This is a genomic window from Streptomyces sp. NBC_01431 (genome assembly GCF_036231355.1).
Taxonomy (GTDB): domain Bacteria; phylum Actinomycetota; class Actinomycetes; order Streptomycetales; family Streptomycetaceae; genus Streptomyces.
Genome location: NZ_CP109496.1, coordinates 4,620,315 through 4,634,706 on the forward strand (window position 1 = coordinate 4,620,315; position 14,392 = coordinate 4,634,706).

General features: G+C 72.8%; 13 protein-coding genes. 6 read left to right on the forward strand and 7 right to left on the reverse strand.

Annotated elements, in window-relative coordinates; translation table 11 throughout:
• Positions 1-15 precede the first annotated feature (15 nt).
• Both OG522_RS21345 and OG522_RS21350 read right to left on the reverse strand, forming a co-directional pair.
• Positions 16-210 (reverse strand): hypothetical protein, encoded by a 195-nt coding sequence (locus OG522_RS21345; RefSeq protein ID WP_329464592.1) that lies wholly within the window; start codon positions 208-210, stop codon positions 16-18.
• 116 nt (positions 211-326) lie between these two features.
• Entirely contained in the window at positions 327-1,436 is a 1,110-nt protein-coding gene (locus OG522_RS21350; protein WP_329464593.1) for a citrate synthase 2, read from the reverse strand.
• 273 nt (positions 1,437-1,709) lie between these two features.
• Here OG522_RS21350 and pdxH point away from each other — a divergent pair, with 273 nt between their 5' ends.
• Positions 1,710-2,366 carry a pyridoxamine 5'-phosphate oxidase gene (pdxH, locus tag OG522_RS21355; protein ID WP_329464594.1) on the forward strand — a complete coding sequence of 219 codons (657 nt, stop codon included), beginning with the start codon at positions 1,710-1,712 and terminating at the stop codon, positions 2,364-2,366.
• A gap of 361 nt (positions 2,367-2,727) precedes the next feature.
• Here the strand turns inward: pdxH and OG522_RS21360 are convergent, their stop codons facing one another.
• Positions 2,728-3,111 (reverse strand): VOC family protein, encoded by a 384-nt coding sequence (locus OG522_RS21360; RefSeq protein WP_329464595.1) that lies wholly within the window; start codon positions 3,109-3,111, stop codon positions 2,728-2,730.
• Positions 3,112-3,289: 178 nt separating this feature from the next.
• Here OG522_RS21360 and OG522_RS21365 point away from each other — a divergent pair, with 178 nt between their 5' ends.
• The gene (locus OG522_RS21365; protein WP_443074725.1) at positions 3,290-4,669 is read left to right on the forward strand and encodes a PAS domain-containing protein; all 1,380 of its coding nucleotides are present in this window, start codon (positions 3,290-3,292) and stop codon (positions 4,667-4,669) included.
• Positions 4,670-4,724: 55 nt separating this feature from the next.
• Here the strand turns inward: OG522_RS21365 and OG522_RS21370 are convergent, their stop codons facing one another.
• On the reverse strand, positions 4,725-5,480 hold the full coding sequence (locus tag OG522_RS21370; protein WP_329464596.1) for an SIS domain-containing protein: 756 nt from the start codon (positions 5,478-5,480) through the stop codon (positions 4,725-4,727).
• Between the two features lie 200 nt (positions 5,481-5,680).
• Here OG522_RS21370 and OG522_RS21375 point away from each other — a divergent pair, with 200 nt between their 5' ends.
• Together OG522_RS21375 and OG522_RS21380 are read left to right on the forward strand one after the other, a co-directional pair.
• Positions 5,681-6,373, forward strand: coding sequence for a metal-dependent transcriptional regulator (locus OG522_RS21375; RefSeq protein ID WP_329464597.1), 693 nt, complete (start codon positions 5,681-5,683; stop codon positions 6,371-6,373).
• Positions 6,374-6,930: 557 nt separating this feature from the next.
• The gene (locus OG522_RS21380) at positions 6,931-7,794 is read left to right on the forward strand and encodes an alpha/beta fold hydrolase (protein WP_329464598.1); all 864 of its coding nucleotides are present in this window, start codon (positions 6,931-6,933) and stop codon (positions 7,792-7,794) included.
• Between the two features lie 32 nt (positions 7,795-7,826).
• Here OG522_RS21380 and OG522_RS21385 read toward each other — a convergent pair whose 3' ends face one another.
• From OG522_RS21385 to OG522_RS21395, 3 genes are all read right to left on the reverse strand, one after another.
• Entirely contained in the window at positions 7,827-9,434 is a 1,608-nt protein-coding gene (locus OG522_RS21385) for a transporter (protein WP_329464599.1), read from the reverse strand.
• Positions 9,431-10,255, reverse strand: a complete 825-nt coding sequence (locus tag OG522_RS21390; RefSeq protein WP_329464600.1) for an ABC transporter ATP-binding protein — start codon at positions 10,253-10,255, stop codon at positions 9,431-9,433. The genes OG522_RS21385 and OG522_RS21390 overlap by 4 nt, the downstream gene beginning before the upstream one ends.
• Positions 10,256-10,322: 67 nt before the next feature.
• On the reverse strand, positions 10,323-11,012 hold the full coding sequence (locus OG522_RS21395; RefSeq protein ID WP_329464601.1) for a bifunctional DNA primase/polymerase: 690 nt from the start codon (positions 11,010-11,012) through the stop codon (positions 10,323-10,325).
• Between the two features lie 259 nt (positions 11,013-11,271).
• Between OG522_RS21395 and OG522_RS21400 the strand changes: the two genes are divergently transcribed.
• Both OG522_RS21400 and OG522_RS21405 read left to right on the forward strand, forming a co-directional pair.
• Positions 11,272-12,654: a transcriptional regulator gene (locus OG522_RS21400; RefSeq protein ID WP_329464602.1), complete on the forward strand. Its 1,383-nt coding sequence runs from the start codon at positions 11,272-11,274 to the stop codon at positions 12,652-12,654.
• A 109-nt stretch (positions 12,655-12,763) separates the two neighbouring features.
• Positions 12,764-14,386, forward strand: coding sequence for a hypothetical protein (locus OG522_RS21405; RefSeq protein ID WP_329464603.1), 1,623 nt, complete (start codon positions 12,764-12,766; stop codon positions 14,384-14,386).
• The last annotated feature ends 6 nt before the right edge of the window (positions 14,387-14,392 follow it).

Genomic DNA, 14,392 nt, shown 5'->3' on the forward strand with positions numbered 1-14,392 from the left:
CGGATCGGCCCTCGGTCAGAGGATGCCCAGACCCAGGCCCAGCAGGCCGTGGCGGTGGTGCCATCGGTGGTGCCAGCCGCCTCCGTGGTCCTTGTCGAGGTGGCTCGGAGTCGCCGCGACGCGCGGTACTGCCTGTGCGGTCGCGGCGGCGGGAACTATCACTGCGGCGGATAGCGCGACCACAAGGGCGACGCGTCGGACGATGCTCACGGTCGACTCCACTTTTCGGTGGACGGATCTGACAATCCGACGCTAGGCCGACCGTGCGGAGCTGTCGCGCCGAGCGAGGGCGCGGTACTCCACGCGAGTGCGCCGGGCCGCCCCGGTCAGCCCGCGAGGTCCGAGATGTCTGAGTAGCCCTCAATCTCGTGCGGGTTGCGCGAACCCGGGCCCACATAGCGGGCCGACGGGCGCACCAGGCGGCCCGTGCGCTTCTGCTCCAGGATGTGCGCCGACCAGCCCGCGGTGCGCGCGCAGGTGAACATCGACGTGAACATGTGCGCCGGGACCTCCGCGAAGTCCAGCACGATCGCCGCCCAGAACTCCACGTTCGTCGCCAGTACGCGATCGGGCCGCCGCGCGTGCAGCTCGTCCAGGGCCGCCTTCTCCAGGGCCTCGGCCACCTCGAAGCGCGGCGCGCCCAGCTCCTTCGCGGTGCGGCGCAGCACCCGGGCGCGCGGGTCCTCGGCGCGGTAGACGCGGTGCCCGAAGCCCATCAGGCGCTCGCCGTTGTCGAGGGCCTGTTTCACGTACGCCGTCGCGTCGCCGGTCCGCTCGATCTCCTCGATCATGCCGAGCACCCGCGAGGGGGCGCCGCCGTGCAGCGGGCCGGACATCGCGCCGACCGCGCCGGACAGCGCGGCCGCCACGTCGGCGCCGGTGGAGGCGATGACGCGGGCGGTGAACGTCGAGGCATTCATGCCGTGTTCGGCGGCGCTCGTCCAGTACGCGTCCACCGCCTTGACGTGCTTGGGGTCCGGCTCGCCGCGCCAGCGGATCATGAAGCGCTCCACCACCGACTGCGCCTTGTCGATCTCCCGCTGCGGCACCATCGGCAGGCCCTGCCCGCGCGCCGACTGGGCGACGTACGACAGCGCCATGACGGCGGCCCGCGCGAGGTTGTCGCGGGCGGTCTGCTCGTCGATGTCCAGGAGCGGCTTGAGCCCCCACACGGGCGCCAGCATGGCGAGGGCGGACTGCACGTCCACCCGGATGTCGCCGGAGTGGACGGGGATCGGGAACGGCTCGGCCGGCGGCAGGCCGGGGTTGAACGCCCCGTCGACCAGCAGTCCCCACACGTTCCCGAAGGAGACGTGACCGACCAGGTCCTCGATGTCGACGCCCCGGTAGCGAAGGGCGCCGCCCTCCTTGTCCGGTTCGGCGATCTCCGTCTCGAACGCGACGACTCCCTCAAGTCCGGGTACGAAGTCGGACATCAGGCGGCTCCTCATGATGGGTACGACGGGCTGCGGGCGGGCGGTGCCGCCCCGGGTCCCTCGGTGATGCCCCGTACGGCAGGTGGAAACCCACCGCGGGTCCACCGCGTGTGTATGGAGGCCACAGTGGCCCAGCGGAGAGTTTGGCGGGTCCCGACGACGCGGGGAAGCGTGACATCCGGCACACTGCCCCAATTCGTCGCCGGACGGTTAGTGCCCCGCCGCCGCGGGCAGACTGCACCCCCGCCGGGCGGGGGACCGAGGTGCGGCAGGATGGTCGCCGTGACCGACCTGGACCCCGCAGCGATGCGCGAGCAGTACCGCACGACCCTCCTGGCCGAGGAGGAGCTGGCCGCCACGCCCATGGAGCAGTTCGGCCGCTGGTTCAAGGAGGCCGTGGCCGGCGGGCTGCACGAGCCCAACGCGATGGTCGTCGCCACCGCCGACGCGGACGGCCGCCCCTCCACCCGTACGGTGCTCCTGAAGTCCTACGACGAGCGCGGGTTCGTCTTCTTCACCAACTACGCCTCGCGCAAGGCGGCCGAACTGATGGCGAACCCGCAGGCCTCCCTGCTCTTCCCCTGGCACCAGCTGGCCCGCCAGGTCATCGTCACGGGCGGCGCGTCCCGCGTCGCGCGCGAGGAGACCGAGGCCTACTTCCGCACCCGCCCGCACGGCTCCCAGCTCGGCGCCTGGGCCAGCGCCCAGTCGACGGTGATCGCCTCGCGGGCCGAACTGACCGCGCGCTACGAGGAGTTGGCGGCCCGCTACCCCGAGGGCAGCGAGGTCCCGGTGCCCGAGCGGTGGGGCGGCTTCCGGGTCGCGCCGGAAGCCGTCGAGTTCTGGCAGGGCCACGAGAACCGGCTCCACGACCGGCTGCGGTACGTGGTGGACGGGCGCGGCTGGCGCGTGGAGCGACTCGCGCCCTGAGGGCGGCGGGTGCGCGACGCGGACGGCGGCCGTGCCCCGGAGGCAGCGGCCGGGGGCGCCGAAACCCGCGGAACGCAGAAACCTGCGGAACGCAGAAACCTGCGGAACGCAGAAACCTGCGGAACGCAGAAACCCGCGGGCTCGGGTTCCTCCGGAGAGGAGCCGGCCGGACGTACCGGCGAGCCCGCGGGTCGGTGACTGCTTGGGAATTCGGCCGACGACATGCCGGCCGGCACAGAGTGCGACGGCAGGCCGTTAGCCCGCAGTCACCTCACGCGTCCGGTTTGCATACATCTGTCAAACCACCTCCCTTCTCGTGTGCACCACACACTAGGAGGCCGCCCGGGGGCCCTCAAGCGAATTAATTCCGGATGCGCGCCCGCTCCTCGGCGCTGCGCTCCACGCAGAACTCGTTGCCCTCGATGTCGGCCATCGTGGCCCACCCCGTGCCGTCCGGGCGGCGGTGGTCGCCGACGAGGGTGGCGCCGAGCGACAGGAGGCGCTCGACCTCCTCGTCGCGGGAGCGGTCCTGCGGCTGGAGGTCGAGGTGCACGCGGTTCTTCACCGTCTTGGCGTCGGGCACCTTGATGAAGAGCAGCGAGACCCCGCCCGCAGTGACGGTCGCCTCCGGGTCGCCGTCCTCGTCGTCCTCGGCGAGGGTGCCGCCCAGGACCTGTGCCCAGAAGGTCGCGAGCCGGTAGGCGTCGGCGCAGTCGATCGTCAGATGGCGCACGAGAGATGTCATGGACGCCACTATGCACGCCCCGCGGAAGGTGCGTCCGGCGGCTGGTAACTGCCGTAGGGGACAGGAGATTTCGGGGAACCAGGTGTGTGCTGCGTCACGTTCGAGTTGAATGATCCGACGTGCGTAGTCCGCGCGTCAGCCGTGTGATGCGGCGACCACGTCCTGCAGGGGGTCCAGGATGACTGCTTCCCGGAGCGAGACCGCCAGTGCGCCGGTTCCGGACGGGTCCGGTACCGGGCCCGCGGACCCGGCTGCCCCGGAACCCGGCGGGGACCTCCTCGCCGCGCTGCTCGACGGGATGGACGCCGCGCTGTGCGCGTTCGACGCCGAGGGCGTGGTCACCCACTGGAACCGCGAGGCCGAGCGCATCCTCGGCTGGGGTGCCGACGAGGCCGTCGGGCGGCGGGGGTTCGCGGGCTGGGCGGTGCGCGCCGCCGACGCCGACGAGGTGCAGGGCCGGCTGATGGCGGTGATGGCCGCGCCGGGCCGCCAGGTGCACGAGTTCGCCCTGCTCAGGAAGGACGGCAGCCGCGTCCTGGTCCGTACGCAGTCGGCGGGCGTGCGGGGAGCGGACGGCGCCGCGGCCGGGGTGTACTGCGCGTTCAGCGAGGTGCACGCGCAGATCGACCTGGAGCGGTCCATCGCGCTGAGCGAGGCCCTGTCCGAGGACGGCTCCTGGGGGGTGATCCTGGTCGACGTGGACCTGCGGCCCACCGTCGTCAATTCCTACGCGGCCCGCGCGCTCGGCACCGGGCGGGCGGCCCTGCTCGGACGGCCGCTGGGCGACCTGGTCGTCCAGGGCGTCGAGGAACTGGAGGGCGCCCTCCACCACGTACTCGCCGAAGGGACGCCGACCAGTCCCGCCGAACTGTGGGTGACGCTGCGCACCGCGGAGGGCGAACGGCGGCGCTGCTGGCGCAGCGGCTTCCTGCGCCTGTCGTCACCGCTCGCGGAGGAACCGGTTCCGCTCGGGGTCGGCTGGCTGTTCCGGGACGTGACCGACGCGAAGCTCGCCGAACAGGACGCGGACCGGCTCCGGTTCCGCTCCAACCAGCTGCACCGCGCCTCGCGGACCGCCGCCGAGTGCGAGGACCCGATGGAGGCGGCGACCTCCCACCTGGACTTCGCCCTGGCCGGTTTCGCCGACCACGCGCTGGTGGACCTGTTGGTGGGGGAGCGCCTGGTGCGGGCCGCGGCCACCCCCTCCGGCGCGCCGGGCCCAGTCGCGCCGGTGACGGGCGGCGGCATCCCGGTCCGCTATCCGGCGGGCCACCCGGCGCTGCTCGCGGTGGACCGGACCGGCCCCGTACGGGACAGCGCGGGAGCGGCGGGCGCGCCCTGGGCGCGCGAACGCCAGTGGCCCCCGGACGCGGCGCACGCCTTGTGCACGGTGCTGCGCAGCCGCGGCAGGACCCTGGGGGTCCTCACCTTCCTGCGCGGCCCGTCCCGCCCGGCCTTCGAGCGCCCGGACGCGGAGTACGCGGAGAGCGTGGCGGTACGGGTGGCGGCGGCGCTGGATCTGGCGCAGCAGTGCCGGACCAGCCCCTGGGGCGGCTGAGCGGCGGGGACCCGGGCGGAGCCTCAGTACGTCGGCGCCGGCGCCCGCCCCCGGCTCAGTGCCGGAAGAAGATCCGGTCCCGGTTCTCGTTCATCACGCGCCCGTTCCACTCGTGGCCCCCGTCCACGTTCCCCGAACGAAGCAGCGGCGGCTCGACGCCACGGGAGACCAGCGCCTCGACGGCCGCGGCCATCGTCGCCTGCATCAACGCGCTGGTCACCACGGTGGACGCGGGAGCGAACGGCGCCTCGATCCCCTCGTGGGAGAGCTCCGCGTCCCCCACCGCGATCTTGCTGTCGAGCACGACGTCGCAGTGGTCCCGCAGGAACGTCCCCGAGACGTGCCGGGATTTCATCCCTTCGGCGTAGGCCACCGAGGTGACCCCGATGACCTTGAGTCCGAGCGCCCGCGCGTTCATCGCCATCTCCACGGGCAGCGCGTTGCGCCCGGAAAGCGAGATGATCACGAGTACGTCACCAGGCCTGGCGGGGCTGGAATCGAGGACCGCCCCGGCGAGGCCGTCCACCCGCTCCAGGGCCGAGCCGAGCGTGGCGGGCATGACGTCGACGCCGACCACTCCGGGCACCGCGAGCAGGTTCATCAGGGCGAACCCGCCGGCCCGGTAGACCACGTCCTGGGCGGCGAGGGAGGAGTGCCCGGCGCCGAAGGCGAAGAGCCGGCCGTCCGCCTCGACGGTGTCGGCGACGAGGGCCCCGGCGGCCGCGATGCTGAGCGCCTCCTCGTCCCGTACCCGCTGGAGAAGGCCGATCGCCGCGTCGAAGAACTGACCGGCCAGCTTGCTCTCGCTCATCGCCGAGGACCCTTTCCGGGGTGGGGTAACGACCGTGCGCGCTCACGGTGCGGTCCGGACCTTTCCCCTGTCAATACGCGGCCGGGGGCGCTCGGTCAAGATGGGGCCCGGCCGCCGCGGGACGGTTGTCAGTGGCATGCGTCAGAATTGGGTCAGGGCCAGCGGTACGACGTTTTTTGTCAGAGCATCGAGGGGCACGAATGTCCGGACTGATCGACACCACGGAGATGTATCTCCGCACCATCCTCGAGCTTGAGGAGGAGGGTGTGGTCCCCATGCGCGCCCGCATCGCCGAGCGCCTGGACCAGAGCGGGCCGACGGTGAGCCAGACGGTGGCGCGCATGGAGCGCGACGGCCTGGTGCAGGTCGCGGGCGACCGTCACCTGGAACTGACCGACGAGGGGCGCCGCCTCGCCACCCGCGTCATGCGCAAGCACCGCCTCGCGGAGTGCCTGCTCGTCGACGTCATCGGCCTGGAATGGGAGCAGGTGCACGCCGAGGCGTGCCGCTGGGAGCACGTGATGAGCGAGGCGGTCGAGCGCCGCGTCCTGGAGCTGCTCCGCCACCCGACCGAGTCCCCGTACGGAAACCCGATCCCGGGTCTTGAGGAGCTGGGCGAGAAGGCCGAGGCGGATGCCTTCCTGGAGGACGGCATCATCAGCCTCGGCGAGCTCGACCCGGGCCCCGAGGGCAAGACGGTGGTCGTGCGCCGGATCGGTGAGCCGATCCAGACCGACGCCCAGCTGATGTACACGCTGCGCAGGGCGGGCGTGCAGCCCGGCTCGGTGGTCAGCGTGACGCAGTCGCCGGGCGGGGTGCTGGTGGGCAGCAGCGGCGAGGCCGCCGAGCTCGGTGCGGACGTCGCCTCGCACGTCTTCGTCGCCAAGCGCTGACCGCGCACCGGGCAAGGGCGGTGACGTTCCGTCATCGCCCTTGTCTGTCAAGGCAGTTGGCGCCAGTCCGTGATGGTGTGGAGATGCTTGCGGGGAAGGCCGGTTTCCGGCTGGAATGGCAGCGGCCGGGCGGATCGCGTGCGAGGCTGTGGCTTGAGGCTTATGACCCGAGAGGCGCGGGCAGGGGAGGGGGGCGGCGGCATGAGGCCGTTCGGACCACTCGCACCACCTTCGGCGCCCCGGCCTGCCCGTACGCCTGCGGACTTTCGCCTTCGTCGCAAAGACCAGGGCCCCGGCGCCTCGCGGCGCCGGGGCCTGTCCTCCCCGGTGTCGACCCGGAGCCCCGAGCTCCCAGGGTCGACCCCCGCAGACCGTCTTCCCCGAGCGGCCCGCCTCCCGGAGAAGATCTCCCCTCGGCAGAGGGCATCAATCCTTGAGCGTGGTCACTCGAACGAGGGGTGTTGCGCAAGAGACGCGAGTTTTCGAATAGAGGTTCGATACTCTGCCGGGAACTGACCACTCGGGAGCTGTCGGGGGCTGAAGGGGGTGCCAGACACATGGTGCGGCGCATCGATGTGACAGGGACCGGCGGGGTGCGCCTCGCCGCCTGGGAGTTCGCGGAGCAGCCCAAGGCCCGCGCGGAGAGCGATCCGGCTCCCGGGGTGTTATTGCTCCACGGGCTGATGGGCCGGGCCTCGCACTGGGCCGCCACCGCCCGCTGGCTCGCCGAGAAGCACCGGCCGGTCGCCATCGACCAGCGCGGCCACGGCCGCAGCGACAAGCCCGCCGACGGTCCGTACACCCGCGAGGCCTACGTGGCCGACGCCGAGGCCGCCGTCGAGCAGCTGGGCCTGGCCCCCGTCACCCTCATCGGCCACTCGATGGGCGCCCTCACCGCCTGGCAGCTCGCCGCCAAACGTCCCGACCTGGTCCGCGCCCTGGTCATCTGCGACATGCGGGCCTCGGCGCTCGGCGCTGCCTCGCAGCGCGAGTGGGTCGACTGGTTCAAGTCCTGGCCGGTGCCGTTCGCCACGCTCGCCGACGTCCGCAAGTGGTTCGGCGAGGACGACCCCTGGGTTGAGCGGCCCAGCCCCGCGCGGGGCGAGTTCTTCGCCGAGGTGATGGCCGAGCGGGCCGACGGCTGGCGCCCGGTGTTCTCCCGCCGCCAGATGCTGACCTCCCGCGAGACCTGGGTGTACGACGCGCACTGGGAGGAGCTCGCCCAGGTCGACTGCCCCTCCCTCGTGGTGCGGGGGCTGGACGGCGAGCTGGGCCGCGCGGAGGCCCAGGAGATGGTCCGGGTCCTGCCGCGCGGCCAGTACGCCGAGGTGGCCGACGCCGGCCACCTCGTCCACTACGACCAGCCGGAGGGCTGGCGCACCGCGATCGAGCCGTTCCTCGACGGGGTGCTCACACCATGAGCGCACCGCTCACGCCGTGAGGGCGAGCTCGCTCACCCCGTGCTGACCGCCGTGAGGATCTCCGGCAGCCGGGACGCCGCGCGGGGCGCCGCCACCTTCAGCCCCGCCCAGCCGATGAGCACCCCGTACACCGCCCCCAGCGGCAGCAGCAGCCACAGCGCACCGTGGGTTCCGGACACATGCAGCCAGATCGCCAGCGCGATCACCGGCGCGCACAGCACCGCGCTCACCACCATCCCGCCCAGGATCGACAGGAACGCGATGCCGCCCTGTCCCGGCGCCACGTTCTTGCGGCTGTCCTGCGGAATCGAGTACGCCAGCGTCGCCGACGCCACCGAGCCGGTCGCCATCATCGCGCCGAGCAGCGCGAGCGCGAGCCCCATGACCTCGGGCAGCTTCGGCCAGTCGCCGAGCATGGCGGCCGTCACCCCGGTCACGAGCAGCGTGTACGGAAGCGTCACAAGGAGCAATGCCAACGCCCGTGCGCGCAGCTCCAGATAGGCGTCCCGGGTCGAGGAGATGGTCAGGAGCACCATCCAGAACGCCGAGGTGTCCTGTCCGAACTGGTTGTACATCTGCATGCCGAGCATGCCGGTCGCGAAGCACGCGAAATAGACGGTGCCGGCGCCCTGGAGGGCGTTGAAGACCGGCACGATCAGACCGATGGCGAGCGAAGTGATCCACGCCGCCTTGGTCTTGGGGTCCCGCCAGGCGTAGCGCAGCGTACGCAGCATGACGGTGCCGGTGCGGCCCTCGGGGAGCAGCGCGGCGAGCCCCTTGCCGGAGGACTCCTTGCGGGAGGCGTCGGACGCGGCGAGCGTGGAGCCGTCCGGCGTGGTCATCAGCTTCACCAGCGATCCCTGCCAGGCGTACAGGAGCAGCCCCAACGCGGCCAGGGTGAGCAGGAGTTGGGCCGCCGCGCGGCCGTACGCGCCCGCGCCCACCGAGTCGACCGCGCCGATCGCGGCACCCGGCGGCAGCCAGCGCACCACCTTCGCGACCGGGTCGAGCGCCGAGAGCCCGCCGGCGTCGCCGAGCCGCCGGGCGCCGAAGTTCACGAACTGGAAGCCGATCGCGATCACCAGGCCGCTCAGCACCGCGAGGTCGCGGCCCTTGCGCGAGGTGAGCAGCCGGGTGTTGGCGGCCGCGACGGCACGGGCGAGCGCCAGGCACACGAGCAGCGCGAGCGGCACGGCGAGGACCGCGGTCAGGGCGGCGCCGATCCCGTGTGCGACGGCGATCGCCGAACCCAGCACCAGGCAGAGCGTGAACAGCGGCCCGATCCCCACCAGGGAGGCCACCAGCAGCGCGCCGACCAGGGGGCGCGGGCGCAGCGGCAGCATGACGAGCCGGGTCGGGTCGAGGGTCTCGTCGCCGCTCGGGAAGAACAGCGGCATGACCGCCCAGCCGACCGCCATCAGCGCCACGATCAGTACGGTCAGCGTGCTCGCGTGGGGGGTGCCGCGCAGCAGGATCAGGCCCAGCAGTTGCAGCGCCGCGAACAGCAGGGCCAGGACCGCGGAGGTGATGTAGGCGGCCCGCCGGCCGCTGGACTGGCGCAGTCCGTTCTTGAGCAGCGACAGCTTGAGGCGGACGAAGACGGGCATCAGCGCGGAGGCGCTCTGGGACTGCGCGGTCATCGGGCGCCGCCGCCGAGCCAGTCGAGCGAGTCCCCGGCCTTGCGGCCGCCCGCGCCGACGAGTTCGAGGAAGGCGTGCTGGAGCGAGTCGGCGCCGCCGCGCACCTCGGCCAGGGTGCCCTGCGCGCGGATGCGGCCCGCGGCCATCACCGCGACCCAGTCGCACAGCGACTCGACGAGCTCCATGACGTGGCTGGAGAACACGACGGTCGCGCCGGAGCCGGTGTAGCGCTCCAGAACGCCGCGGATGGTCTGCGCGGACACCGGGTCGACACCCTCGAACGGCTCGTCCAGAAAGAGGACTTCGGGGTTGTGCAGCAGCGCGGCGGCCAGGCCGATCTTCTTGCGCATGCCGGTCGAGTAGTCCACCACCAGCTTGTGCTGGGCGCCCGCGAGATCGAGTACGTCCAGGAGCTGGGCGGCCCGTTTGTCGACCTCGGCGCCGGGCAGCCCGCGCAACCGGCCGGAGTAGCCGAGGAGTTCACGGCCCGAGAGCCGCTCGAAGAGGCGCAGCCCCTCCGGCAGCACGCCGATGCGGGACTTCACGGCGACCGGATCGCGCCACACGTCGTGGCCGGCCACCTCCACCGTGCCCTGATCGGGCCTGAGCAGCCCCGTCACCATGGACAGCGTGGTGGTCTTGCCCGCGCCGTTCGGGCCGACGAGCCCGATGAACTTGCCCGCGGGCAGCTCCAGATCGATCCCCGCGACCGCGATCTGCTCGCCGAAGCGCTTCCACAGCCCCTGTACGCGGACGGCGGCCGGCGCCGTACGCGCTCCGCCCGCCGTGTCCGCTGTTCCTTCGAATGCCTGGTCCGGCATGGTGGTGCCTTTCGTCCCCGTGACGGTGCTGACCAAGCCACCATAGGAGTGAAAGGCGGCATGCGCGCTAGGGGCGTCGGGTCCTTGCCGCCGCCGCCTCGCGGCCACAGGCGTAGGCGAGGGGACTGATCAGTTCCTCGGCGTCCGGCAGCCAGCGGTTCGCGGGGGTGGGGCGGCGCGCCCACTGCACCGCCCCGTGCCCGCCGACCCGGGTCGGCGGCGCCGCCACGTAGTCGCCCTCGCCCCGGGTGACCAGGTCGATCGCGGCGGGCGTCCACCCCAACTTGCGTACCAGGTCCGGGACTTTGGCGCCCGCGCCGGGCAGTACGAAGAACAGCATGCGGCGGTCGGGGGTGCAGGTGACCGGGCCGAGCGTTAGCTCCATGCGCTCCATGCGGGCGAGCGCGAGGAACCCGGCCGACTCCGGTACGTCGATGGCGTCGAAGGTGCGCCCGGTGGGAAGCAGGATCGAGGCCCGGAGCTGCTTGGACCACAGGCGGCGCGCGGCGACTCCGCTGCCGGTCGCCTGGGTCGCCCAGTCCGGCCGGGCCGGGTGCGCACCCGGTTTCGGGCACGCGGTGTCACCGCACGAGCAGCGCTCGACGCCCTCGTCCGCCTCCAGCGAGGTGCCGGGGAACACGTCCCAGTGCCGCTCCTCCGCGTACCGTACGGCGCTGTCCAGGAGCTGTTCTCCGCGCTGCTGGGGGATCTGTGCGGATGCCGTACCCGTGCCGGTGCCTGTGATGGTTTCTTCCACGACGGACTCAACTCCCGCCACCACCGAGGGTTACGGGCGTGCGAAGCGCGGGATCAGCGGTATCGGTCCTGCATATGGGGCGCATGGGTGCATGGGCGGGGGCGCGCGTGCGGCTGGGTGGCGGCGGCAGGGTAGCCATATGCCGGGGAAGCTCACAGGAATGCTGGCAATGACGCCATTTTCCGGATTCTCCTCGTTTCTCTGCATATTCGCAGGGCAGTGATCTCTCACTGATCAACTGCCGTCTCAGGGGGTTCTCATGGCAGCCAGGCCTCTAGTCGCCCGCCAGCCCAATGAACGGCTGCAGGCGCTCATCCAGGAAGCCGGATGTTCCAACGCGGGGCTTGCCCGGCGGGTGAACATGGTCGGCGCGGAGCGGGGCCTCGACCTCCGCTACGACAAGACGTCCGTGGCGAGGTGGCTGCGCGGACAGCAGCCGAGGGGGCGGGCCCCGGGCATCATCGCCGAAGCACTGGGCCGCAAGCTGGGCCGCACCGTCACGATCGACGAGATCGGCATGGCCAACGGCAAGAACCTCGCGACGGGCGTGGGCCTGCAGTTCTCGCCCACCGTCCTCGGCGCGATCGAGCAGGTCTGCGAGCTGTGGCGCAGCGACGTGGGGCGCCGGGACTTCCTGTCCGGCTCGACGGTGGCGTCCTCGGCCCTGGTCGAGCCGAGCCGGGACTGGTTGATCACCGGGGCCGACACCCAGGTGGCGCGCAGCGCCGGGCAGCGGGTGGGCACGGCCGACGTCGAGGCCGTACGCGCGATGACCGACGCCCTCGTACAGCTGGACCACAGGTTCGGGGCGGGGCACGTGCGGCCGGTCGTCGTCCACTACCTCAACAGTGTGGTGTCCGGGCTGCTCGCCGGGTCCTACCGGGAGTCCGTGGGGCGGCAGTTGTTCGCGGCGGTGGCCCGGCTCACCGAACTGGCGGGATACATGGCCGTCGACACCGGCCAGCCCGGCCTGGCCCAGCGCTACTACATTCAGGCGCTGCGCCTGGCCCAGGCCGCCGACGACCGGGGATACGGGGGATACGTCCTGGCCGCGTCGATGAGCCACCTCGCCGCCCAGCTCGGCAACCCGCGCGAGATCGCCCAACTGGCGCGGGCCGCACAGGAAGGCGCGCGCGGCCGGGTCACCCCGCGGGCCGAGGCGATGTTCTACGCGGCCGAGGCGCGCGGGCACGCGCTGCTCGGCGACGCGCGGACCTGCCAGGCGGTGGCGGCCCGTGCGATCGCCGCGCTGGACGCGGCGCCGGACGGATCCGGCGACGACCCGGCGTGGATCGCACACTTCGACCACGCCTACCTCGCGGACGAACTCGCCCACTGCCACCGGGACTTGGGCCAGGCGGAGGCCGCCGCGCGGCGGGCCGAGGAGTCCCTGGCCGGGCACCCCGAGTCGCGGGCCCGGCGGCGCGCCATCGGCCTCGTCCTGCTCGCCACCGCGCAGGTCCAGCAGCGCGAGGTGGAGGAGGCGTGCGCGACGGGCACCCGGGCGGTGGAGCTCCTGTCCACCCTGCGCTCCAACCGGGGCGTGGACTATCTCGAAGACCTCCAGGAGCGCCTGGAGCCGTACGAGAACGAGCCCGCGGTGCGGGAGTTCGGCGAGCGCGTGGAGGCCCAGGCGGCCTGAGTGCCTGGTGGAGAGGGCGGCGAGGGAGGGCTTGGCAAGGGCGTGGGGGGACCCGGTAGCGTGAACCGACGATCGAGAAGGTCCACGAGGTCCACGTACAGGAGTTCCGGTGACGCAGAGCCGACAGGGTGACGAGCCGCAGCATCCGGCTGTCCGGCCCGCGCACGAGGGCGTCGTGCTGCCCGCCGACACGAGCGGTCCCCGCGCCGGGGAGGCGCTGCCCGCGCCTGGCGGAGCCCAGCCGTGGGACCGCCCGTGGGGCCCGCAGTCCTCCCAGGCTCCCCAGCCGCCTTCTCACGCCCCGCAGCCGCAGGGACCGCAGACGTTCGGGCAACCCCTCCCGCCCGAGAACTCCGGCCGGGACGCGGAGGCGACCCAGTACATAGCGCCGATGCCGGGCGGACCGGGCAATTCAGGCAGCGAGGCCACGCAGTATCTGGCCCCCGTGCCCGCGGGTACGGGTAGCGAGGCCACCCAGTACATAGCTCCCCTGCCCGCCGGGCAGGGCGTCGAGGCCACCCAGTATCTGGCCCCCGTGCCCGCGGGTGCGGGCAGCGAGGCCACGCAGTACATAGCGCCGATGTCGAGCGGACCGGGCAATTCGGGCAGTGAGGCCACCCAGTACATCGCTCCCGTGCCGGCTGGTGGCGGGGACGCCGAGGCCACCCAGTTCATAGCCCCGGTGGGCGGGCCCGGGGCGTTGCCGCCGGAGAGCGCCGGGCAGGCGGCCGCCTTCCCCGCCGCACCGGCTCCCGGCGGCGCCGACCCGACCCAGGTCCTGCCGCCGGTGCCCCCGGCGCCGCAGGACGCCCCGTACGGGATACGGCCGGGCGCGCCGGGCGACCGGCAGCCCCCCGCCGAGTTCGACAGCCTCTTTCGGGCCGACGATCCGCAGCAACAGGGCGCCGGTACCCAGCAGTTGCCCCGCTTCCAGCCGTCCGTACCGCTGAACCGGCCGCAGCAGCAGGCCCCTTACCAGTCGCCGCAGGCCCCGGCACAGCAGTTCCCGGCGCCGCCGCACTCCGCGGCCGCGCCCCCGTTCCAGGAGGGCCCCGGGCAGCAGTCCGGGTACGAGCCCGAGGCGCCCCGGCGCAAGTCGCGGGCTGGTCTGATCGCCGCCGTCGTGGTCGGCTGCGCGGTGATCGGGCTCGGCGCGGGTGCGCTGCTCAGCGGCGGCGACAGCGGCTCCAAGACGAGCGACCAGCAGCCCGCGGGCGTGAGTTCACCAGCCACGGGTGACGGCGGCGGAGCCAAGGACGCGGGCGCCGACCCCGCCAAGGCGCAGGCCGAGGCGCTCGACAAGGTGCTCGCCGACAGCGGCAGCAGCCGGGACGCGGTGATCGGCGCGGTCGCCGAGATCCGGGCGTGCGGCAAGCTCGACCAGGCGGCCGCGGCCCTGCGCGGCGCCGCCAAGCAGCGCGGCGACCTGGTGACCCGGCTCGGCGGTCTCTCCCTCGACAAGCTGCCGGCCCACGACAAGCTGTCCGGTGACCTCACCAGGGCCTGGCAGTCCTCGGCCGCCGCCGACAACCACTACGCGGCCTGGGCCGACGCGGTGGCCGGTGACAAGGGCAAGAACTGCAAGGACGGCCACGCCAAGCGCAACAAGGACGCGGGCCAGGGCGACAAGGCGAGCGGGGACGCCACCAAGGCCAAGCAAGAGGCCTCGGGCCTGTGGAACGCCATCGCCACGAAGTACAGCCTGACCAAGCGCGGCGCCACCCAGCTCTGAGTGGCG